The organism is Thiomicrorhabdus sediminis (genome assembly GCF_005885815.1).
In the GTDB taxonomy this organism is placed as follows: domain Bacteria; phylum Pseudomonadota; class Gammaproteobacteria; order Thiomicrospirales; family Thiomicrospiraceae; genus Thiomicrorhabdus; species Thiomicrorhabdus sediminis.
The window spans coordinates 1,669,014-1,690,376 of record NZ_CP040602.1 but is presented as its reverse complement, the minus strand read 5'-3'; the positions used below and the strand labels follow the sequence as shown (position 1 = coordinate 1,690,376).

The window sequence follows — 21,363 nt, the reverse complement described above, 5'->3', positions numbered from 1 at the left end:
TCATGTCTAAATTTGAAAATGTAACCGTGCTTAAAGAAGCATCGGTGTATTTTGATGGAAAGGTTACCAGCCGTACGGTTTTGTTTGCCGATGGTTCGCGTAAAACACTGGGTATTATGATGCCGGGTGATTATGAGTTCGGTACTGAGATGGCTGAGAATATGGAAATGCTGTCCGGTGATGTTGAGGTATTGTTGCCAGGCGAAACTGAATGGCGCGCCATTCCTAATGGGAGCAGTTTCGATGTGCCTGCCAATTCTAAGTTTGGTATTAAGGTAAAAGAGATCGCAGATTACTGCTGTAGCTATATTCCGGCTTAATATGAGTCATTAACTATTAGCTAGAAATTACTTTACAGTGTTTGAACAACCTCTCTCCAGAGGTCGTTCAAGCATCACCGAAAGTCGCAATCTTTACCGTGTTTTTACCCTGCTGTTTAGCTTGGTAAAGTGTCTTATCCAAGATTTTAAATGCCTTTTCAAATAGCTCTTGATCTGCGATCGCGTCTTGTACTTCAATCACCGATGAGGTGATGGTTATTGGCATTTTAGAATCACATGCTTTGATTTTTTCCACGGCGAGTCTGATATTTTCGGCGTATTTGTTCGCAGTCAGCACATCCATTCCGGGTAAGGCGACAAGAAATTCCTCTCCCCCCCAGCGTACGACCAGATCTTCACTTCTTAGTTGTGACTTTATCGTATGGGCCACTGCAATCAAGGTTTTGTCTCCGGCATCATGACCGCATTCATCGTTGATCGTTTTGAAGTCGTCAATATCGATCAACATATAGCTGAGTTGTTTGTCTTTGCTGATCGGCTTGCGTTGATTGAATAACACCTCATGAAAATAATGGCGATTGTAGACTTTGGTTAAGGGGTCACTGATTGCATTAAGGTAGTTATAACGCTCGCGCTGCAGATATTTATGTAAAAAGAAAATTACCAGCGAGGTAGACAGCAGGTTAACAAACTTTGGAATGATAACGTTTTGCGGTTCCATTAAAAGGGTGTAGACATCCATATCGAGCCAGCCGGCAATGGACAGATACCAGACACCGAAGTAACTGCTTTCAAACAGGCTTCGGAAGGCATCAATACCGAGGATGATGAGCAATAAGGTAAGGGCTTTATTGGTTTTAGTACGTTTTTTATATTGCAGAATATAGAAAAGCACAATATAGAGCCACATCGCAATGAGGAGGCCGTAAACCAAAACGGTGGCTTGAGTGTAAAAAGTGGAATCTGGCAAGGTGTGTCCTATATTGATCCGTTTATTTAAATTCTGATAGGGTGATTAGTTTTTTTTCTGGTTGATAATTTTACGGATAAATCTACAAAATATCCACAAAAACCTTATTAAACTAATGGCTTAGTCATGATTGTCACGCTGTTTACGCTTTTTTTGCCATTTAAACCAAAAATGCACGCCCAGATGTAAGGCGATTAGCAATACAAAAAATAGCATGGCAATTTCGCCAAGATAATCAATCCACATAAGTCAGTTCTCAGGTTCGATGAATAATATTGTAACAAGCCCGGTTGATAAACACGAATAAGCACAATCTTAATGCTGTTTTTGTTAGAATTTGCAGCAGTTTAGAATGAATATGGAGTTGGAATGAACCAAGCATCTCAGCCATTTGATTGGCGCAGTTATAAAAACGATACCCTATCCGGTATCACTGTAGCTTTAGCACTCGTCCCGGAAGCGGTCGCTTTTGCCTTTGTTGCGGGGGTTCATCCATTGGTTGGTCTCTATGCGGCGATTATCGTCGGTATGATTACAGCCATATTTGGGGGGCGTCCAGGAATGATCACCGCGGCGGCCGGTTCTTTAGCGGTGGTTATGATGCACCTTGTTATGGAGCACGGCGCATCTTATTTGTTCCTTGCCGTTATTATGATGGGGGCTTTGCAGATATTTATCGGCATTATGAAGTGGGGGCGTTTTATCCGCATGGTGCCTAGCTCGGTAATGCTCGGCTTTGTTAATGGTCTGGCCTTGATCATTTTGGTGGCGCAGTTTACCCAGTTTAAAGACTCTTCCGGTGCTTGGTTGACTGGCAACAGCTTGAATATCATGTTAATGATTATTGCGGCGACCTTGGCGATCATCTATCTGTTACCGCGCTTAACCAAAGCAGTACCATCGGCACTGGCAGCAATTGTATTGGTGTCTTTAGTGGTGGTAGGTTTTGATATCAATGCGGTTACAGTGGGCGATAGAGCGGCGGTATCCGGTACTTTGGAATCTCTAATCTTTGGTGACGGTGTAGAAGGTGGTTTTCAAGGTTTGAGTTGGTTTACCACCTTGCCGGAAGGTTTCTGGTCTTTGCAGACGCTTTGGATTGTGTTGCCCTATGCCATTATCTTAACGATTATCGGCTCGGTTGAATCCCTATTAACCATGACCTTGATTGATGATATTACTGAAACACGTGGCAAGGCCAATCAAGAGTGTATCGCCTTGGGTGCGGCGAACTGTACCGCCGGGACTTTTGGAACCATGGGTGGTTGTGCCTTGATTGGTCAGTCAATGATCAATGTTAACTCGGGTGGAACAGGTCGTTTATCTGGTGTCACCGCCGCGTTGGGTTTATTGGTGATTGTATTGATCGCCTCGTCTTGGATTGAGATGGTGCCAATCGGTGCTTTAGTCGGCTTGATGTTCTTTGTGGTGATTGCCACTTTTAACTGGTCGAGCTGGAATATTATGCGTGGAATGAGCAAGGCCGATGCTTTTGTTATGGTTCTGGTCACAGTATTGACGGTTATGTTTGATTTGGCCGTAGCGGTGATTGCCGGGGTTATCGTGTCGGCATTGGTGTTTGCCTGGCAGCATGCGCAACGTATTATGTTGCAAGAATCAATTGAAGAGATTGACGGTAAAACGGTTAAGGTCTATAAAGTGCAAGGCCCCCTGTTCTTTGCCTCGGCGAAGAATTTTATCGATAGTTTTGATCCTAAAAATGATCCGGAGTGCGTTAAGATCGACTTTAAGCATTCGAGGGTTTACGACCATACCGGGGTTGAAGCGATTGATAATCTGACCAAAAAATATTTGGCGGCCGGTAAAAAATTGGTATTACAGCATCTAAGTCCGGAATGTCAGCTGTTATTAGAGGATGCACGTCAGCTAATTGAAGTGAATGTCTCGGAAGACCCTCATTATCATGTCTCGATGAGTGGTAAAAAAGACGTTTAGTCTTCTATTAAAAGCACCGTTGAGCGGTGCTTTTTTTTTTGCAAAAAAAACGCTAAATGCTAGTTGGAAAAATTGGAGAAAGATAATGCATTATTCAAATAAGAGCCGGTCGCTTAAGCGAGTTTCTTATTCTATGCTGGTTTTGGCGTTCTGGTTAAATTCGGCTGGGGCAGAAAATAAACGCGAATTGTTTGATAGCCATTTGCACTACGGTCACGAAGATGTGGCGCATTTCAGTGAGCAGCAGGTTATGCAGATCTTTGATCGAAATCGAGTCAAATATGCGCTGATTTCGAGTACGCCTAACTCCGGTACGGAAAAACTCTATCGTTATAGTCCGAACAGAATTATCCCGTTTTTAGGGGTTTACCATTCACTAAGTGATAAACGTGACTGGATGCATAACCTGAATGTTCTTGAGGAAGTTAAACAAAACCTAGAGAAGGGCTTTTATCGCGGCATCGGAGAAATCCATATCTTTGCCAAGGACCGCAAATCACCGGTGCTTAAAGGTTTGGTTGAAATCGCCGCAGAGCAGAGCCTGTTTATGCAGATTCACGGTGATGCGGAAATCCTAGATGAAGTGTTCGCTTTGGCTCCGAATGTTACCGTTTTATGGGCGCATTTGGGTACGCAGCCCGATCCGGATTATCTGCGAGAGGTTTTACAGCGACACCCAAACAATCTTTACATAGATACCTCGGTAAGAGATAAGCAGTTGTTAGCCAATGGCAAACTTTCAGAAGCGTGGCAGCAATTGTTTATCGATTACCAGGATCGGTTTATGATTGCGGTCGATACCTTTAGCGTCAACCGCTGGCAGACATTTGATCAGGTCGTTAGTGATATTAATGATTGGCTTGATGATTTACCGCCGGAAGTGGCCAATAAGCTGGCCTACGATAACGCTTACCGTTTATTTAAAGAGGGGGATCAATAATGTGGATTGGCTTATTGTAGAAATAAAAAAACCAGCCGTTTTGATTGAGGCTGGTTTTTTATTAAGTCTTGTCGGGCTTAATAAGTCTTGGATCGATTAGGGTAAAACAAAACCGATCGCTTCATGGACGTCACGCAAGGTTTTCTGGGCTTGCTCTCTCGCGTTTAAGGCACCCTTGGCAAGAATGCCTTTCAACAGGGTCTCGTCATTGCGGATTTCATAGAAACGCTGTTGAATCGGATCAAGGTATTCGGCAACCAATTCACCCAGTTCAACTTTAAGGTGGCCATACATCTTGCCTTCAAAATGTTTCTCCACTTCACTAATGCTCAGTCCGCTGATTACCGAATAGATTGTAATCAGGTTGGACACGCCCGGTTTGTTTTCCAGATCATAGATAATGTCGGAACCGGAATCCGTAGTCGCTTTCTTAAACTTCTTGATAATGGTCTTAGGATCGTCCAACAGGCCAATGAAGTTGCCTTTGTTTTCATCCGATTTGGACATCTTCGAGGTCGGATCCTGTAGGCTCATGATACGACCGCCGGATGTGGTCGGTGGAATAAACGGCTCAGGCACCTTGAAGATTTCACGTTCAAAACGGTTGTTATAACGTGTTGCCAAGTCGCGAGTCAGTTCAAGGTGCTGTTTTTGGTCGGCGCCCACCGGAACGCTTTCAGCCTGGTAGAGCAGAATATCAGCAGCCATCAGCACCGGATAGTCGAATAAACCGACATTGATGTTTTGTGCGTGCTTTTGCGACTTGTCCTTGAATTGAGTCATACGGTTCAGTTCACCCATGTAGGTTGAACAGTTTAAAATCCAAGCCAGTTCCGCATGTTCTGGAACGTGTGATTGGATAAATACGGTACTTTTATCCGGATCAATACCGGAGGCCAAATACAGGGCAACAAAATCCAAGCTGCGTTTATGTAATTCTTTAGGATCTTGTTCCACGGTAATGGCGTGCATGTTTACCAAAGAAAATAGACAGTTGTAGTCATCCTGCATTTTCACCCAGTTCTTAATGGAACCAATATAGTTTCCAATCATTAAATCTCCGGATGGCTGAATGCCGCTTAGTAGCGTAGGCTTGTTTGTTGTCATGCGTTAACCGTTTTGAATCGTCGTTATTAAGTGAAATTAGGGGAGCTGTTATTTGTGCCCAAGCAAAAAGATGCTAACTGGCGCAACCCCTTAAAAGTCGGATGGCGGCTATTTTCGCATTTTCTGCTGTGAATAACTAGTTTTTCACAGCCGATTTAAGGCGTTTATGCGGGACGGGGTTCTTGGTTTTCAATAAATCCAAGGAAACAGCTTTTTAGTCTGTAATTGATAGTCGGGATAGTTATTAAATACCTGCTCCAGAAGCCACTCCTCATAGTGCAATTTAATTAGCAGCACTATCATCAAATTGGCAAACAGAATCAGGTTGATACCGGTAAAGTCGAGCATCACCAAAGGCAGGAAAAAAATAATGATCGAGCTGTACATGGGATGACGAATCCAGCGATAGGGGCCGTGTTTAACCAATAAGGCTCCTTTTTTAGGATCAGGGATAATATTGAAGTTATGCAGGCTCATTGCCCAAAAAGCGCTTAAAGCGAGCAGTAATGCAACGGCTTGAATAGCCAATACCGGCCAGGCAAAACTCAGTGGCAGGGCTAATAGCAAGAGCGCGATTAAGGTGAATTGAGCGATGACTAAGGCGTAAGAAAACCATGGGTGCTTTAAGTTATGAGAAGATTTTTGCATAAGCTTTGTAATCCTTTTGACAGCGCTAGGCTTGATACTGGCAACTTTTAACTATTTTTAATTGCAATTATCTATTCTATTGAAAACTTATTAAACCTTAATCTTTAAACCAAAAGTAGTCATATTGAGGCTAAAGTAGGCAAAAAAATGTTTAATTGATGGCAATTCATTGCAGTCTTGGCAAAAGACGCTAAAATGAAGAAATTATAATGTTTTAACTTAATTTGGCCTTTGTTACATAGGCAGTTTTTTGAAGTTGGCTTCATCAAACGCTTTGATTGTTTACTGAAATAAAAGTAAACGCAACCGAGGTTGAGTATTACCGTATCGACATACAACTGTAGCGAATCTATGCAACGAATCATTCGTAAAATTAGCGACTTCTTTAGTCGTAACAAAGCACCTTCAGGTGCGGCCAAATGGAAAAACACCGAACCCGTCATTGTTCCCCGCAAAAAACATAAGATTTCCCGACAACAAATTGATAAATCTGCATTAGACGTACTTTATGGTTTAAAGCGAGCCAAATACGACAGTTATTTGGTAGGTGGCTGTGTGCGAGATCTGTTATTAGGACTGGAGCCGAAAGATTTCGATGTGGTGACCAATGCCGAACCCGATCAGGTTAAATCTGTTTTTAAACAGCGTTGTCGTCTGATTGGTCGTCGTTTTAGACTTGCGCATGTGCGTTTTGGTCGCATGGTGATCGAGGTGGCTACTTTCCGCGGTCAAGGTGATGGCGATGGTCGTAAAGATCGTTTTGGTCATAAGGGTCGTGTCAGTGGGCCAGCACGTCAAGTAGACGATAGCGGTAGACTACTTCGAGATAATGTTTACGGCAGTATCGATGAAGATGTTTGGCGTCGTGACTTTACCGTTAATGCGCTGTATTACAATATCAAAGACTTCTCTATTATCGATTATGCCGGTGGTTTGAAAGATATTAAAAAAGGTCAGTTGCGTTTGATTGGTGATCCGGTTACCCGTTATCAGGAAGATCCGGTACGTTTGATACGTGCAATTCGCTTTGCCGCCAAGTTGGGTTTTAGTATTGAAAAACATACGGAAAAACCAATCAAGAAATTAGCCCCGAGCTTGCGAGATGTCTCTAATGCGCGCATGTTTGAAGAGGTGTTGAAACTGTTCCATAGCGGTGTTGCCATTCAGGTTTTTGAGAAGCTGCGCCATTATCACCTGTTTGAGCACCTGTTTCCGCTTACCGAGCAGGCCTTGTCGGTCCAGCAAGATGATTTTCCTCGTATGATGGTGATCGAAGCGCTGAAAAGTACCGATGCACGTATTCGCCAAGGTAAAACGGTCAACCCGTCATTCCTGTTCGCCGCCATGCTTTGGTATCCGATGCTGGAACGTAAACAGTATTTTATGGATGAAGGTTTCACTCATCAGGATGCGCTTTATGCCGCGGCCAATGATGTGATTGAGCAGCAGGTTCACCGTACCGCAATTCCGAAACGTTTTACCGCACAGATTCGTGATATCTGGAACCTTCAATACCGTTTGCCGAAACGTCATGGTGAGCGGGCACAGAAACTCAATGAACACCCGAGATTCAGAGCGGCTTATGATTTCCTTGGGGTACGTGTCGCTGCCGGGGAAACCGATATGGCGGAAATCTTTGACTGGTGGACAACCTATCAGGAAAAAGACCCGGTAGAGCAGGTCGCATTTGCCAATGCGGTGGATAAGCCTAAACGTAATAAACGTCGTGTACGTCGCAATCGCAATTTCTATCGCAAGCGCAGTCAGACGGCCGATAAGAAAACTTCCTAACGCTGGTTTTAGCGGCATGAGCAGACATTATAGTTATATCGGCTTGGGCAGTAATTTGGACAACCCCAAGTTGCAGTTGCAACAGGCGTTGGATGAGATTGCTCAATTGCCGGGCTGTGATTTATTGGCGAACTCCTCTTTTTATGCTTCCAAGCCACAAGGCCCGCAAGATCAGCCGGACTTTGTCAATGCGGTTTGCCTGATTGGCACCGAATTGAGTCCGCAGCAACTACTGGAAGCTTTGCAATCCATCGAGCAGCAGCACGGCAGGGTGAAAAAACGTCACTGGGGTGAGCGCTGTATTGATCTGGATATTCTGCTTTATGATGATCTGGTTATGCAAACCGATCAATTAGTGATTCCGCATCCTTATATGACAGAACGCGATTTTGTCCTAATACCCTTGGCTGAAATTGATAAGGATGTGCGGATTCCTAATAAAGGTGGCCTAACGGCGTTGATTGATAAGCTGACGACTTCTTATCTGATCACCATTTAATCAAATAGCCAGCAATACCATTCAGATAGCCTGTCAAAGCCGTCTAAAACCTCTATAATACCGCAGATTAAAACGCTGAAATCTTAATAACTTAATACCCCTAAAGTTTTAGAGAAAAGTTCAATTACCACTGTTTTATCCGAACATTGATAGGACGCTTTTGTCGCCAACTGGCCAGGAATTTAATATGACAATAACGCTTTCACAACTTAAAAAAATGCATCAACAGCAGCAAAAAATAGTCTGCTTGACCGCTTACGATGCCGGCTATGCTCATTGGGTCAGCCAAGCAGGAGTGGACGTTATCCTTGTCGGCGACTCTCTGGGCATGGTGGTGCAAGGTCAGCAAACCACCTTACCGGTCACGGTTGAGGAGATGATTTATCATACGCGAATGGTACAGCGCGGTAATGAAAACGCCTGGTGTATTGCCGATATGCCGTTTATGAGTGACGCCGGTTTAGAGGTCGCATTGCAAACCGCGGCGCAATTGATGAAGCAGGGCTTGGCGAATATGGTCAAGCTTGAAGGTGGGCAGCGTGTGCTACCTATTGTCGAAGCGCTTTCGTCCTTAGGGGTGCCTGTTTGTGGTCACTTGGGTCTTTTGCCGCAGTCGGTGGAAAAGCATGGCTATAAGATACAAGGGAAAGATTCTCAAACCGCTAAGCGTTTATTGGATGATGCTCAGGCATTGCAACAGGCCGGAGCGGATATGTTGGTTTTAGAATGTGTTCCTCAAGCCTTGGCGAAACAGATTACCGAGTGCTTAGACATTCCTGTCATCGGGATCGGTTCCGGTGCTGATACCAGCGGACAGGTTCTGGTTTTGAATGATATTTTAGGTGTGACCATTGGCAAATTGCCTAAGTTTGCCAAAAATTATTTGGCCGAGCAGGGTACGGTACAAAAAGCAATTGCAGCCTATGTCGCCGAAGTGCGACAAAAGCAATTTCCTGCAGATGAATATGTGTTGGCCTAGTGGCCTTTAGCGGTTTTGCTTAGCGTGATTGGAGTGAATAAACAGCATGCAGGTTTTTGAACAATTAGAGGGTTTGCGTAAACAGGTCAAACAGTGGAAAGCCAACGGCCATAGGGTCGGTTTCGTACCAACCATGGGGAATTTGCATCAGGGACACCTGAGTTTGGTGAAAATAGCTCAGCAGCACTGTGACAAAGTGGTTGTGAGTATTTTTGTTAACCCCATGCAGTTCGGGCCAAATGAGGATTTTGACCGATATCCGCGTACCTTTGCAGCGGATCAGCAAGCTTTGCAAACCATGCAGACCGATGCACTTTATTTTCCCTCTGTAGAACAGATGTATCCGGGTGGATTGCAACAATCCAAAGTTGTTGTGCCGCCGCAGATAACCGGTTTGTTGGAAGGTGCCAGTCGTCCTGGACATTTTGATGGCGTCAGTACCGTCGTCAGCAAGCTGTTTAATATGGTGCAGCCCGATGTGGCGGTTTTTGGCCAGAAAGATTTTCAACAGCTTGCGGTGATCAAGCAGATGGTTAGCGATCTGGCGATGCCGATCGAGATTATCGGTGCACCGATTGCCCGTGACCAAGATGGCTTGGCTTTGAGTTCGAGAAACCAGTATTTGGATACTGAACAAAGAGCTATCGCGCCGAAACTGCATGCCGCATTATTGGATATCGCGCAGGCGATTGCCTCCGGTAATCATGACTATGAATCCTTATCTGCGGCAGCATCAAGCCAGCTCATTGCGAATGGATTCGATGTCGTTGATTATATTCAGGTCTGCGATGCGAACAGCCTTTTGCCGGCGACGAACACAACCGAGGAACTGGTGATTTTGGCGGTTGCCAGATTGGGCGATACCCGATTGCTCGATAATCTGCTGATCAGTGATTTTCTGGGCGCTTAATGGCCTTATCAACAAGCGGAATTTTCCATAAATGACGCTCGTTCCTTAACAAAAGAGGTTTTATGAGCTTTACGACATTAATCGGTTTGATTTTAGGTATGGCAATCATTTTGGTTGCGATGTCCTTAGGTTCTTCGATTGAGATTTTTATCAATGTCCCGGGCATTATGATCGTGGTCGGTGGAACTGCCGCGGCAACCATGATTCGTTATTCGGTAGAGGACAGCTATAGAGCTATCGGTATGTCATTCTGTGTCTTGAAGGTGGACTCGGAAATCAAAAAAACTCCCTGAGTTGGTCGATTTAACCGAAGAGTTGCTTCGCTTGATGCGAGCCAAGGGTAAGCTGGCATTGGACGGTTATGAGATCAATAACACCTTTTACCAGACCGGTATTCGCATGTTGGTGGATGGTTATGACCCAAAGCTGGTGAGGCAGACTTTGGAGGAGAAAAACAAGCTGTTAATTGAAAAAGCCGAAACCAGTGCCGGTGTCTTTCGTTCAATAGGGGATGCGGCTCCGGCGTTCGGAATGATTGGTACTTTGGTGGGTTTGATTCAGATGTTATCCAATCTCAGCGATCCTGCGGCAATTGGTCCAGCCATGGCGGTGGCGATGTTAACAACACTTTATGGTGCCATGATTGCTAATTTATTTGCGCTGCCGACTGCGGATAAAATCGAATCATGGGTGCAAAATACCAGCTATCGTCAGATGTTAATTATTGAAGCGATTGACAGTATTGGTAAAGAGCATAATCCGGCAGTGATGCGAGGCCTATTGGCACCTTATCTACAAGGTGTGAAGGGAGTTAAGCAGTATGGTGAAGCGCAATAAAGGTTCTGGCGGGGCTCCTTGGCTAGCGACATTTGCCGATTTAATGTCGTTGCTGATGGCATTGTTCGTATTGTTGTTTGCCATGTCTACTATCGATGTACCCAAGTATAAGGCTATTGTTGAGTCGCTTACCGAGGCGTTGGGTCATGGCAGCGAGTTGACACCTGAGCAACGACAGTTTTTCCAGTCATTGGAAAAATCGGATATCGCAATCATTGAAAAAATCCAGCCTAAGACCGAGCAGGTAAAGACCGATAACATTGCGCAGCAGAGCTTGAAGCCTTTATACGAGCAGTTGCAGTCGCTTTATCAACAAGCTGATCAGAATAGTGAAATTCGCATCTCCTATAATGCCGAAGAGAACCGTATTCAGCTGGTGTTTCCCGAGCAAATCGCTTTTGATTCAGGTAGTGCGGAATTAAAAAGTCATTTTATTGAGTTATTGCAAAAACTGTATCGTTTTCGAGATCAGCAGATCGCTCTACAGGTCTTGGGTCATACCGATAGTCAGCCTATTTACGGTGGACGTTTTCACTCCAATTGGGAGCTTTCCAGTGCGCGTGCTGCAAGCGTTATTGAACAGTTAATCGCTGATCATGTGATTCGCCCTGATCAGGCTCAGGCAATCGGTTTGGCGGATACCAGACCTGTTGATAAAGCCGATACAGCGCAAGCCTATGCCAAAAACCGTCGTGTAGAGATATTGATTACTCCGGACAGCTTTATGCCATAGCTATTAAAAAACTGCGGACAATAAAAAACCGGGCTTGTACCCGGTTTTTTATTGCTCAAGATGTTAACTAAAGATTAACTCGCTTTTGACACACCATTCATCTGCGTTGGGATGGTGTTTTTGGTATGAGTAATCTCATTTTTGTCATTAAAGTAGAGCAGTTTAGGTTTATGGTTATCCGCTTCGGCTTCGCTCATGCTGATATAGGTGGCAATAATCAATAAATCACCCACAGAAGCTTTATGCGCCGCTGCACCGTTTACCGAGATAATACCGCTATGGTCTTCACCACGTATGGCATAGGTGGTAAAGCGCTCGCCATTATTGACGTTATAGATCTGAATCTGTTCATACTCACGAATACCGGCAAGGTCTAAAAGGTGACCGTCAATAGCACAGGAACCTTCATAATCCAGTTCGGCATGAGTGGTAGTAACTCGATGTAGTTTAGATTTTAATAACGTAACTTGCATAGTAATCTCTTGGTTCGCAGAATGGGATCTCCATTCAGATATCGTGGATCTTGATTTATGGATCCAAGCATAGCGAAATTTTATAAGGCTGCCTATTATACTGCTATTTTAATAAAATTCTAATGCCTAGTTAAAGCCCAGGCATTGAATTAATCGCGTATCAGAGTCGCCCATTTTGCAAAGGGTTAACCTGTATTGCGCATTCCCGCAGCAATCGCATTGATGCTGTTTAGCAGCGGGGTTAGCCAGATATCGCGTTCCTGTTCAGGAATGCTTTCGTTTTTGTAGCGTTCCAGCAATACAATCTGAATATTATTCAGCGGTACCAAATAAGGGTTGCGGCGTTTCAGCGATAATGCGATTGCTGGTGTTTCTTCCATCAGATAGCTGTTACCGGTAATTTCCAGAATTCGCTGTACAGAGCGGGTATGCTCGTCGGCAATCAATTGATAAACTGTCTGAGCTACCTGCTGATCACTTCCGAGTTTGCTGTATTCTTGACCAATCGACAGATCGGTTTTGAATAGCGCCATCTGGATATTGCTCAACATCGCGCGGAAGAATGGCCAGTTTTCATGCATTTCCTGAAGTCTGTCATCACCGTGCTCTTGAATCCATTTATCCAGCGCATAACCGGTACCTTGCCAGGCAGGGAAGGTCAAACGGGCTTGCGCCCAACCGAAAATCCACGGAATCGCACGAATTGAAGATTTCGATAGATTGCCTTTTTTACGGTGTGACGGACGAGAACCGATATTCAATAAGCCAATCTCGGTTACCGGCGTCGCTTCGTAGAAGAAGTTAAAGAAACCTTCGGTGTTATCGGTCAATTCACGGAAGTTGAACTCACCGTCTTTTGCCAGTTGCTTCATGGTTTCCAGATATTCCGGTTTATCCTTGGTCACGCTTTGAACCAGACCCGTACTCGCCTTCATTAAACCGGTAACTCCTAGAGACAGCTCATAATTAGCCGTTTCCGAGTTGCTATATTTATAAGACAGTACTTCACCTTGTTCGGTAAATTTGATTGAACCACGAACCGAGCCTGTTGGCTGCGATAGGATAGCATGGTGTGTTGGACCGCCACCACGGCCAACCGTACCACCACGACCGTGGAACAAACGACAATCGACGCCGTAAGAGTCGGCCAGTTTCATGATCTCTTTTTGTGCCTGGTAAAGACTCCAGGCCGATGACAGGTTACCGCCGTCCTTAGCCGAGTCCGAATAACCGAGCATAATCTCTTGCTGGTTGCCTGAAGCTTCCAGTAAGGCTTTATAGGTCGGGTTGGCGAACAGGGCTTCGGTAACCGGAACGATGTGTGCCAAATCTTCAATGGTTTCGAATAGCGGTGAAATATTGATATCGCAATAAGGTTCCCCTGCATTGTAGCCGGCAAGACCCGCTTGATGCGCTAGGAACAGAACTTCCATCGCATGACTGGCTTCATGAGTCATGGAAACAACGTAGTTGTTGAAGGCTTTTGGACTGATTTCTTTACGCATTTCACGGATAACATTGAAGACTTCCAGTACTTCTACCGTCATCTCGTCTAAATCAAGGTGTTGAGTATCGATGATGGTTGCTGCCGACACATGTTCAGCCAGCACTTCAACACGCTCTTTTTCAGATAGCGCATTATAGTCAATACCAAGGTGACTCAGCATATCGGCGACCGCATCACTATGGACATTTGATTCTTGACGAATATCCAGACGCATTAGGTAGAAACCGAAAGTTTTCACCAAACGGATGACATCTTGCAGTTCGGCATTGGCAACATTTTTATCGCCGTGCGCGCAAAGTGAGTCATAGATTAACTCAAGGTCTTCAAGCAGTTCATTTTCACACTGGTATGCAAACGGGCTCTTCTCGGTTTTATTTCCTTCAAGCCAGTTTTCGATATATTCCAAATTCTTTTTAAGGCGTCCTTCCATCAAATACAGGAAGCGACGGTATGGTTCGTTTTTAAAACGCTCTGGACGTTTTTTGAAGACAAACTGCACAAGGTCGGCATCGACAATCGTTGAGCGGTTGATCACCTCTTGCGAGATATTGCACAAAAAGCGTGAATGGGTCAGTTTTGAGCTAAGGTCAAAAACACGTTTCTGATATTCGTAAATCACCGCGCGGCTTTGCAATAAAAGAGCGCCTACCGTTGTATCGTGTGTGACAAACGGGTTACCGTCACGGTCACCACCAATCCAGGAACCGAAGGTCAAAAAAGTTTGGTGTGATGTTGTCATCTGGGTAGTGCTTGGCTAAAGCGCGTTCCATATAGCGATAAACGGTCGGTACCGCATCAAATAAAGATTTGCGGAAGAAGTAGATGCCGTTACGAATTTCATCTTCAACGGTTGGTTTAACGCGACGCACTTCGTCGGTTTGCCAAAGCACTTGAATCTGTGATTCAAGCTGTTGATAGAGCGCTTCTTTAGCGTATTCGTTATTGTAGGTGTCGGCTTCGTTAAGCGTACCGATATCCAAGAAAATACGGCGTAGATTGTCCATCACCGAACGGCGTTTTGATTCGGTAGGGTGAGCGGTGAATACCGGAATATAGTTCAGTTTATCCAGTAATGTTTGCACCTGCTCGGCACTCATGCCTTGCTCTTTGAATTCACCAATGGTGTTTAGCACCGAACCTGTCCATAAAGGGCCGTCCGATTTCAACTGACCTTGTCTTTCATGGTACTGGTTTTCCTCTTCGGCAAGGTTTACCAGGCTGAAATAAAGGTTGAAAGCGCGAATAATCATGGTCAGTTCATCAGGTTTACGTGACTCGATAAACTGTTTCAGTTCCTGACGCAATTCAGGGTCGTCTTGTTTCTGTAGTTTGATATAACCGGTACGCAGTTTCTCAACCGCATTGAAAATGTCTTCACCGACTTGATTGGTGATGACTTTCCCTAGAATATTTCCCAGAAGTTTGACGCGTGCTCTTAATTGCTTATCACGAATTTCGGCTGCCATTATTACTCTCAGTTTTTAAACACAAATTAGTAGATAATTATATCAGAAAGAGTGATTAAAATTAACCAGATAGTGGATGAATTCCTTTTAACAATGTGTGATTTTTGAGTTTTATCGTGATTGTTTTTGCGAGACGAAAAAAAACCCTCAATAATGAGGGTTTTAATAGAAGGTCAATAACGGCTTATTTGTTGTATTGAGCAACCCCGTTAAGAATCTCTTGACGAGCTTCTTCCACATCACCCCAGCCATCAACTTTAACCCATTTTCCAGGCTCAAGGTCTTTATAGTGGCTAAAGAAATGTTCTACTTGCTCTTTAAGTAGAGGGATGTCTTCTACCTTTTCAATCTTGGAGTAGATTGGCGATAGTTTATCAACCGGTACGGCGATCACCTTGGCGTCTTGACCACCGTCATCGGTCATTTTGAAAATGCCGATTGGACGACAACGAATCACCGAGCCAACCATTAGAGGGTGTGGTGTCACAACCAAAACGTCAACCGGGTCACCATCATCAGATAGGGTATCGTTGATATAGCCATAGTTAGCTGGGTAGGACATGGTTGCGCCCTGTAAGCGGTCAACCCATACTAGGTCGGTATCTTTATCCACTTCGTATTTAATTGGTGGTGCAAACGCAGGAATTTCAATAATTACGTTTACATCGTTCGGTACATCTTTACCGGCAGGAACTGCTGAATATCCCATGATTGTTTCCTTAATCAATTAGGCAAATTAATAAACTAAAACACCCGCAGAGCGCGGGTGTTCTCAGTCTAAAAAAGCGTTTGCAGCTTATTTAGAGTGGTAAGCCACTACTTTAGCGACTTCGTTCTTAGAGCCAAGAACAACCGGTACACGATCGTGGATACCTTTTGGCTCAACATCCATAATGTCGATGCGACCAGTTGAAGAAGCGCCGCCGGCTTGTTCAACGATCATAGACATAGGGTTACCTTCGTACATTAGACGAAGTTTACCAGCTTTTGATGGGTCGCGGCTGTCGTATGGGTACATGAAAATACCGCCACGAACTAGGATACGGTGAACTTCCGCAACCATTGAAGCAACCCAGCGCATGTTGTAACGCTTACCTAGAGGACCTTCTTCACCAGCTAGACAGTCATCGATGTACTGCTTCATTTCTGGTTCCCAGAAACGCTGGTTAGACATGTTGATTGCGAATTCAGCTGTATCTTCAGGAATCTGGATATTTGACTTGGTCAATACGAATTCACCGATGTTACGGTCTAGAGTAAAGAAGTTAACACCGTTACCAGTTGTCATAACTAGAAGTGCTGATGGTCCGTAAAGAACGTAACCGGCTGCTACTTGCTTGCGACCGTTTTGCAGGAAAACTTCCTGGTTGTCGCCAGACTGGTCGTCTTGAGCTTCAAGTACAGAGAAGATAGTACCAACTGAAAGGTTAACATCGATGTTCGAAGAACCGTCTAATGGATCGAAAGTAACTAGGTACTTACCACCGGCATTACCGGCAACAGTGTAATCTTCTTCTTCAGAACCGATACCACGAACGTATGGGTTAGCGATTAGGATGTCTTTAAGAAGGTCGTTAGAGATAACATCTAGTTTCTTCTGTGTTTCACCCTGAACGTTTTCATCTTCAGTTGCACCTAAGATACCAGCTAGTTCACCTTGAGCCAACTTGTAAGCGATATCTTTACAAGCGACCATTACGTCTTTGATTACTAGTTCTAACTCAGCGCCAACGCCATCGTTAGCTAGTACTTGATCTAATCTTTTCATCGAGAATCTCTCTGTATTAATTTAAGTTGCTAAACCAATCAATTCTAACACGTTTAACCTGTTTTATTCAATCTGCTTGAATGGTTTTACATTGTAAAATATCTCTGTATCCCGCCCTTTTCTAGAGGGAAAGCGGCTTGTTTTAAGAAAATAGCGCGTCAGATATATCGGTTCTATGGGTTTAAGATAATGACGTTTGGCCTGTTTTGCTTTTTATTCATTAGGCTATCTGTTTTGGAGGGTGTTAAAATACTCTGTTTAGAACCTTATGCTAGTTTTTTTGCTGAATGACGGGAACTTTTGGATTTATTCGATTTATGGATATCAAACAACAATTAGAGATAGCGCAGCAGATTCTTGCTGATACCCCGTTGCCAGCTATGCCCACGGAAGTGCTTGAGTTACAAGCCTTGTTTGCATCAACTGAGTTTCCAGATTTCGGCGAAGTCGCGCGTATTATAGGGCGCAATACCGTTTTAAGCGGTGAGTTGCTAAAACTAGCGAATGATCCGCGTTTTGTCGGTAAAAGAGCACAGCCGGTGCAAAATATTCGTGCTGCGGTAGACCGTTTAGGTAGTACCCAGTTGCAAAACCTGGTGGTTGGTTTGGCGTTTAAGAGCGTTGTCAAAAACATGGCTTTTGAAACGCTTATCGAACACAGCTTTGATGTCGCTCGGGTGGCTTGTGAATTGTCGACCTATATTGTTGAGGTGCGCCCCGATAAAGCCTATCTGGCCGGTTTGTTTCATAACTCCGGTGCGATTATGCTTGCCAGTCGTTTTGCCAAGTACGAAAAGATCTTTTTCAATACCTTAACCAATTATTACAGTGGTGTGCACAAAGAAGAGTTGATTTTCCGTGTCAACCACGGCGTGTTTGGACTGTTGGTGGCAAAAAAATGGAATTTGGATGCGGATATCTGTCAATTGGTGATGATGCATCACCAAAAAGATCTGCACAGTATTGAAAATGACAAGGTACGATTATTGGTCGCTTTGATTCAGCTTGCCAACGGCATTGTCAGTGAAGTCAGTTTCGGTTCTTATATCGGCACGGAAATCAAAGAAATGATGATGAATGCGCAAGAGGTGTTGATGATCGAGTCGTCGGTAATCAACGAAGTGCGCAAAAGTGTCATTATCAATAGTTTGATCGCGCAGATTTAAAGATCCTGGCTAAAACCAGGTTTGGCATTCAGGTCAGTCGCTACAAAACCCATACAGAAAATTAATTCGCTGCGAATTACAGCAGCCTTAAAGAGTCAGAACATGAGATTTATTGTTAAGTTATTTCCAGAAATTATGATTAAGGGTGGGCCGGTTAAAAAGCGCATGATTACCATGCTTTATGAAAACCTGCGAACCCTGTTGCACCGTATCGATGGCGAGATTGTGGTGAAGCGTTTCTGGGATAAGATTGAAGTCGAATGTGAGGATGTCTTTATTGATGCGGTGCGCAATACTTTGCAGAAAACCCCCGGGGTTGAGCAGTATCTGGAAGTGGTGCAATACCAGACAGGCGAAGACCTGGAGTTAATCGGTGAGAAGGTGGCTTTGCATCATTTGCAAAGCATTAGCGGTAAAACCTTTGTTGTCCGTGCCAAACGTAGCGGAACTCATGATGTCAGTTCATTTGATCTGGAGCGTTTTGTCGGCGCTTACCTTTATGAAAAGGGTGAGCCCGCAGGTGTTGATCTGCACAATGCTCAGGTTAAAGTCGAATTCGAGCTGCACCAGCATACTTTGAATGTTATTACCAAGCGTCAGGCTGGACTGGGAGGCTTTCCAATCGGAATGCAGGGTGATGTGCTTTCTCTGATGTCTGGAGGATTCGATTCAACGGTTGCCAGTTATTTGACGATGAAACGTGGCCTGAAAACCCATTTTATATTTTTTAATCTAGGTGGTGCGGCCCACGAAGTCGGCGTTAAGCAGGTGGCTTTGTATTTATGGAGCCAGTTCGGTGCCTCACACCGAGTGCAGTTCGTTTCGGTGCCTTTTGAAGAAGTGGTGGCGGAGATTTTCAATGCAACTCATGAGAGTTATATGGGCGTCACATTGAAACGCCTGATGTTGATGGCGGCGGAAAAGGTTGCCGATGCGATGGGAATTGATGCCTTGGTGACGGGGGAAAGTGTTGCCCAGGTAAGTAGCCAGACATTACGCAACCTCGCGGTGATTGATGAGGTGAGTAATAAATTGGTTTTAAGACCACTGGCAACAATGAATAAGCCGGAAATCGTCGAGATTGCCGATAAGATCGGAACCCGCGAGTTTGCCGAGAATATGCCGGAGTATTGTGGCGTGATTTCAAAAAACCCTGTGACTAACGCGTCATTTGAGCGTATGGCAAAGGAAGCCAAACGTTTTGATTATAGTGTGTTGGAAAAAGCGGTTGATCAGGCGGTGAGTCTGCCGGTGGATAAGATCATTGAAGATGTTAATCAGCAGGCGCCGGTCGAGGTGGTCAATCACATTGGTGATGAAGTCGTTATCGATATTCGCCGTGAAGCGGAAGTGAACCATAGGCCGTTGAGCGTAACGGCTGATGCTGAGGTTTTGAATATTCCATTTCATGAGTTGAATCGAAAGTTCAAAGCGCTGGATCAGCAAAAAACTTACCTGCTTTATTGTGATAAGGGAGTGATGAGTCAATTGCATGCTCAGTATTTACGTGATGCCGGTTTTATCAACGTTAAGGTTTATCGACCGCTTGCATAAAGGTTTTTGCTGGGCTTTCCTGATTGGTGGGGGCCTCGGACTTTTCCTGCTCAGCCTCCTGAAATTCTTCAATGCGTTGGTTTTTCAACCAATGCTTTTTCTCCGCCAGTTCTTTGGCAAGCTTTAAGGCGATTTTGGTTTTTTGGATTTTGGTGACATAGTCCACCGTTTCGTGACCGATTTCCTGGCGGGCGATCACTTCAACATTGTAGTGCCATTTATGTGGGTCTAGTCCTTTGCTTTCGGCTAGGCGCTGAAGCTTGCGAATGCGGCCCGGTCCGGCATTATAGGCAGCTAAAGAGAAATTGATTTTGTCTTCGTTGCTGTATTCGGGTTTATCGAAATAGTAGTCGCGGATAAATGCCAAATATTTCACCCCGGCGAGAATGTTGTTTTCCATTTTTGAGATATTGGGAATATTGACGATTTTCGATGCGGCTGTGGAGGGTTTAATCTGCATAATGCCAACGGCATTGGCAGAGCTTCTCAGGTTCTGTTTAAAGCCTGACTCCTGATAGGCCTGTGAAGCAATCAGATACCAGTCAAAATCAAAGAAAATAGCGTATTTTTCAAAGTAATACTGTAAACAAGGCGTTTCGGTGAGCGCATTTAAGCTCAGAGGCTGTTTGATCCAAAACGGGTTTTTAAAATATTTTTTGTACAGGCTGTTGCCGAGCAGTTTTCCTGGTCGTGCATAATCATTAATAAAATGATTAAGTGATTCTTTTAAGTCAGGGAGATTTTTATTTAACGCCCAGCCAATCTTGCCGCCATGATGGAAGACAAACTCATTTTGTAGGCGCAGGTTCTTGAAGATTTTGCTATAGATTTCAGCAATATGATTGTCCACCACGGTATAGTCAAACAGGCCGGCATTGACCATTTCCAATAAATCTTCAGCCTCCAAAAGTGAATCGGCTTTGACGATTTCAATCGGCGCCAAGCCAAGCAAGCCTAAAGATTGGTTGGCCTTTTCCAAGTGGATAATGTAACTGCTGTTGGCAACCACTATGACTTGCTTGCCGGCAAGTTCTTCGAGTTTCGTGGGCGCCGGATTTTCATTGTTGGAAACTAGGATTTCATCAACGTTTTCGATATAAGGTTCGGTAAAATCAATAAAGCTCTGGCGTTCAGGCGTAATGGTCAATCCAGAGGCGACCATATCGCCATTACCGGCAAGCAGGTCTGGTAAAAGCTTTTCAAATGGTCGAGCCAAGAACACGATATGGGTTTTATAGCGGGTTTTACGAGGGCCACGATTGAGGTACTTTTCGTAAGCTTTAATCAGGTCGTGTTCTATCCCTCGGTTGCCGCGTTTGGTATGGAAGAAGTTGGTTTTGTTGTAACTGACCAAAACGCGCAAGATACGGCGTTCCCTAATATCGGCCAGATCACCTTTGAAGGGTTGGTAGATCCGATCGCTGACCGTTTTCGGAAAAGCGTTGTTGTTGTCAATACTGGCAGCGAAGCTGTGGCTGAAACAAAGTAAGGCACCACCGATAAGTACGAGCCCAATAGACAGTTTTTTTTGCAAGGGGGGCGAAAAAGGTTTGTCTTGGCTTTTTAAGTGCAAGTTCAGCAAAGAGATATCTCAATATCAATTAAGTTGGTTCTATTCTATTAAAGTTGGCCGATGTTGCAACAACTTAATTTCGCTTATAAATTAAGGTCTCTAGTCAATATTGCGCTTGTTGCTTAGCGTGTTTTGCATTGTAGTCGTATATCAATAAATTTGTTTTTACCCCTAAAAGTTGTTATGGTTTGCCACGATTGAAAAA

20 protein-coding genes and 1 pseudogene are annotated in these 21,363 nt (G+C 44.4%); 12 read left to right on the top strand and 9 right to left on the bottom strand.

Annotation, left to right across the window (positions count from 1 at the left end; all coding sequences use genetic code 11):
* Positions 1 to 2: 2 nt before the first annotated feature.
* Positions 3 to 320 carry a pyrimidine/purine nucleoside phosphorylase gene (gene ppnP / locus FE785_RS07705; RefSeq protein WP_138565199.1) on the top strand — a complete coding sequence of 106 codons (318 nt, stop codon included), beginning with the start codon at positions 3 to 5 and terminating at the stop codon, positions 318 to 320.
* 67 nt (positions 321 to 387) lie between these two features.
* Here ppnP and FE785_RS07700 read toward each other — a convergent pair whose 3' ends face one another.
* Both FE785_RS07700 and FE785_RS10955 read right to left on the bottom strand, forming a co-directional pair.
* Positions 388 to 1,251, bottom strand: coding sequence for a GGDEF domain-containing protein (locus FE785_RS07700; protein WP_138565198.1), 864 nt, complete (start codon positions 1,249 to 1,251; stop codon positions 388 to 390).
* Between the two features lie 120 nt (positions 1,252 to 1,371).
* The gene (locus FE785_RS10955; RefSeq protein WP_275115341.1) at positions 1,372 to 1,497 is read right to left on the bottom strand and encodes a hypothetical protein; all 126 of its coding nucleotides are present in this window, start codon (positions 1,495 to 1,497) and stop codon (positions 1,372 to 1,374) included.
* A gap of 123 nt (positions 1,498 to 1,620) precedes the next feature.
* Here FE785_RS10955 and FE785_RS07695 point away from each other — a divergent pair, with 123 nt between their 5' ends.
* Positions 1,621 to 3,207 (top strand): SulP family inorganic anion transporter, encoded by a 1,587-nt coding sequence (locus FE785_RS07695; protein WP_138565197.1) that lies wholly within the window; start codon positions 1,621 to 1,623, stop codon positions 3,205 to 3,207.
* Between the two features lie 85 nt (positions 3,208 to 3,292).
* On the top strand, positions 3,293 to 4,147 hold the full coding sequence (locus tag FE785_RS07690) for an amidohydrolase family protein (RefSeq protein ID WP_138565196.1): 855 nt from the start codon (positions 3,293 to 3,295) through the stop codon (positions 4,145 to 4,147).
* A gap of 96 nt (positions 4,148 to 4,243) precedes the next feature.
* On the opposite strand, the gene trpS is transcribed toward FE785_RS07690, so the two are convergent.
* Complete coding sequence (trpS, locus tag FE785_RS07685) at positions 4,244 to 5,254, bottom strand: tryptophan--tRNA ligase (protein WP_138565195.1); 1,011 nt, start codon at positions 5,252 to 5,254, stop codon at positions 4,244 to 4,246.
* Between the two features lie 189 nt (positions 5,255 to 5,443).
* Entirely contained in the window at positions 5,444 to 5,902 is a 459-nt protein-coding gene (locus tag FE785_RS07680) for a methyltransferase family protein (RefSeq protein ID WP_138565194.1), read from the bottom strand.
* Positions 5,903 to 6,253: 351 nt separating this feature from the next.
* On the opposite strand from FE785_RS07680, the gene pcnB reads away from it, so the two are divergent.
* From pcnB to FE785_RS07650, 7 genes are all read left to right on the top strand, one after another.
* Complete coding sequence (pcnB, locus tag FE785_RS07675) at positions 6,254 to 7,693, top strand: polynucleotide adenylyltransferase PcnB (RefSeq protein WP_138565193.1); 1,440 nt, start codon at positions 6,254 to 6,256, stop codon at positions 7,691 to 7,693.
* A 16-nt stretch (positions 7,694 to 7,709) separates the two neighbouring features.
* A complete protein-coding gene (folK, locus tag FE785_RS07670; protein ID WP_138565192.1) occupies positions 7,710 to 8,192 on the top strand; it encodes a 2-amino-4-hydroxy-6-hydroxymethyldihydropteridine diphosphokinase in 483 nt (160 codons plus the stop codon).
* Positions 8,193 to 8,379: 187 nt separating this feature from the next.
* On the top strand, positions 8,380 to 9,171 hold the full coding sequence (gene panB, locus FE785_RS07665) for a 3-methyl-2-oxobutanoate hydroxymethyltransferase (protein WP_138565191.1): 792 nt from the start codon (positions 8,380 to 8,382) through the stop codon (positions 9,169 to 9,171).
* Positions 9,172 to 9,217: 46 nt separating this feature from the next.
* On the top strand, positions 9,218 to 10,081 hold the full coding sequence (gene panC, locus FE785_RS07660; protein ID WP_138565190.1) for a pantoate--beta-alanine ligase: 864 nt from the start codon (positions 9,218 to 9,220) through the stop codon (positions 10,079 to 10,081).
* A gap of 62 nt (positions 10,082 to 10,143) precedes the next feature.
* Positions 10,144 to 10,374, top strand: a complete 231-nt coding sequence (locus tag FE785_RS10885) for a MotA/TolQ/ExbB proton channel family protein (protein ID WP_238696239.1) — start codon at positions 10,144 to 10,146, stop codon at positions 10,372 to 10,374.
* 34 nt (positions 10,375 to 10,408) lie between these two features.
* Positions 10,409 to 10,918 (top strand): MotA/TolQ/ExbB proton channel family protein, encoded by a 510-nt coding sequence (locus FE785_RS07655; protein ID WP_238696411.1) that lies wholly within the window; start codon positions 10,409 to 10,411, stop codon positions 10,916 to 10,918.
* Complete coding sequence (locus tag FE785_RS07650; RefSeq protein ID WP_138565189.1) at positions 10,902 to 11,651, top strand: OmpA/MotB family protein; 750 nt, start codon at positions 10,902 to 10,904, stop codon at positions 11,649 to 11,651. The genes FE785_RS07655 and FE785_RS07650 overlap by 17 nt, the downstream gene beginning before the upstream one ends.
* 74 nt (positions 11,652 to 11,725) lie before the next feature.
* Here FE785_RS07650 and panD read toward each other — a convergent pair whose 3' ends face one another.
* The 4 genes and pseudogenes from panD to FE785_RS07630 form a co-directional block, all read right to left on the bottom strand.
* Entirely contained in the window at positions 11,726 to 12,124 is a 399-nt protein-coding gene (gene panD / locus FE785_RS07645) for an aspartate 1-decarboxylase (protein ID WP_138565188.1), read from the bottom strand.
* Positions 12,125 to 12,309: 185 nt separating this feature from the next.
* Positions 12,310 to 15,097: pseudogene (gene ppc / locus FE785_RS07640) on the bottom strand (phosphoenolpyruvate carboxylase).
* A 184-nt stretch (positions 15,098 to 15,281) separates the two neighbouring features.
* Positions 15,282 to 15,806 carry an inorganic diphosphatase gene (gene ppa, locus FE785_RS07635; RefSeq protein ID WP_138565187.1) on the bottom strand — a complete coding sequence of 175 codons (525 nt, stop codon included), beginning with the start codon at positions 15,804 to 15,806 and terminating at the stop codon, positions 15,282 to 15,284.
* Between the two features lie 87 nt (positions 15,807 to 15,893).
* On the bottom strand, positions 15,894 to 16,865 hold the full coding sequence (locus FE785_RS07630; protein ID WP_138565186.1) for a class 1 fructose-bisphosphatase: 972 nt from the start codon (positions 16,863 to 16,865) through the stop codon (positions 15,894 to 15,896).
* Positions 16,866 to 17,182: 317 nt separating this feature from the next.
* Here FE785_RS07630 and FE785_RS07625 point away from each other — a divergent pair, with 317 nt between their 5' ends.
* Both FE785_RS07625 and thiI read left to right on the top strand, forming a co-directional pair.
* Positions 17,183 to 18,031, top strand: coding sequence for an HDOD domain-containing protein (locus tag FE785_RS07625; RefSeq protein WP_168188936.1), 849 nt, complete (start codon positions 17,183 to 17,185; stop codon positions 18,029 to 18,031).
* A 102-nt stretch (positions 18,032 to 18,133) separates the two neighbouring features.
* Positions 18,134 to 19,585: a tRNA uracil 4-sulfurtransferase ThiI gene (gene thiI / locus FE785_RS07620; RefSeq protein ID WP_138565184.1), complete on the top strand. Its 1,452-nt coding sequence runs from the start codon at positions 18,134 to 18,136 to the stop codon at positions 19,583 to 19,585.
* Here thiI and FE785_RS07615 read toward each other — a convergent pair.
* A complete protein-coding gene (locus tag FE785_RS07615) occupies positions 19,560 to 21,167 on the bottom strand; it encodes an MltF family protein (protein WP_238696238.1) in 1,608 nt (535 codons plus the stop codon). The two genes, thiI and FE785_RS07615, sit on opposite strands and share 26 nt — an antisense overlap.
* Positions 21,168 to 21,363 lie beyond the last annotated feature (196 nt).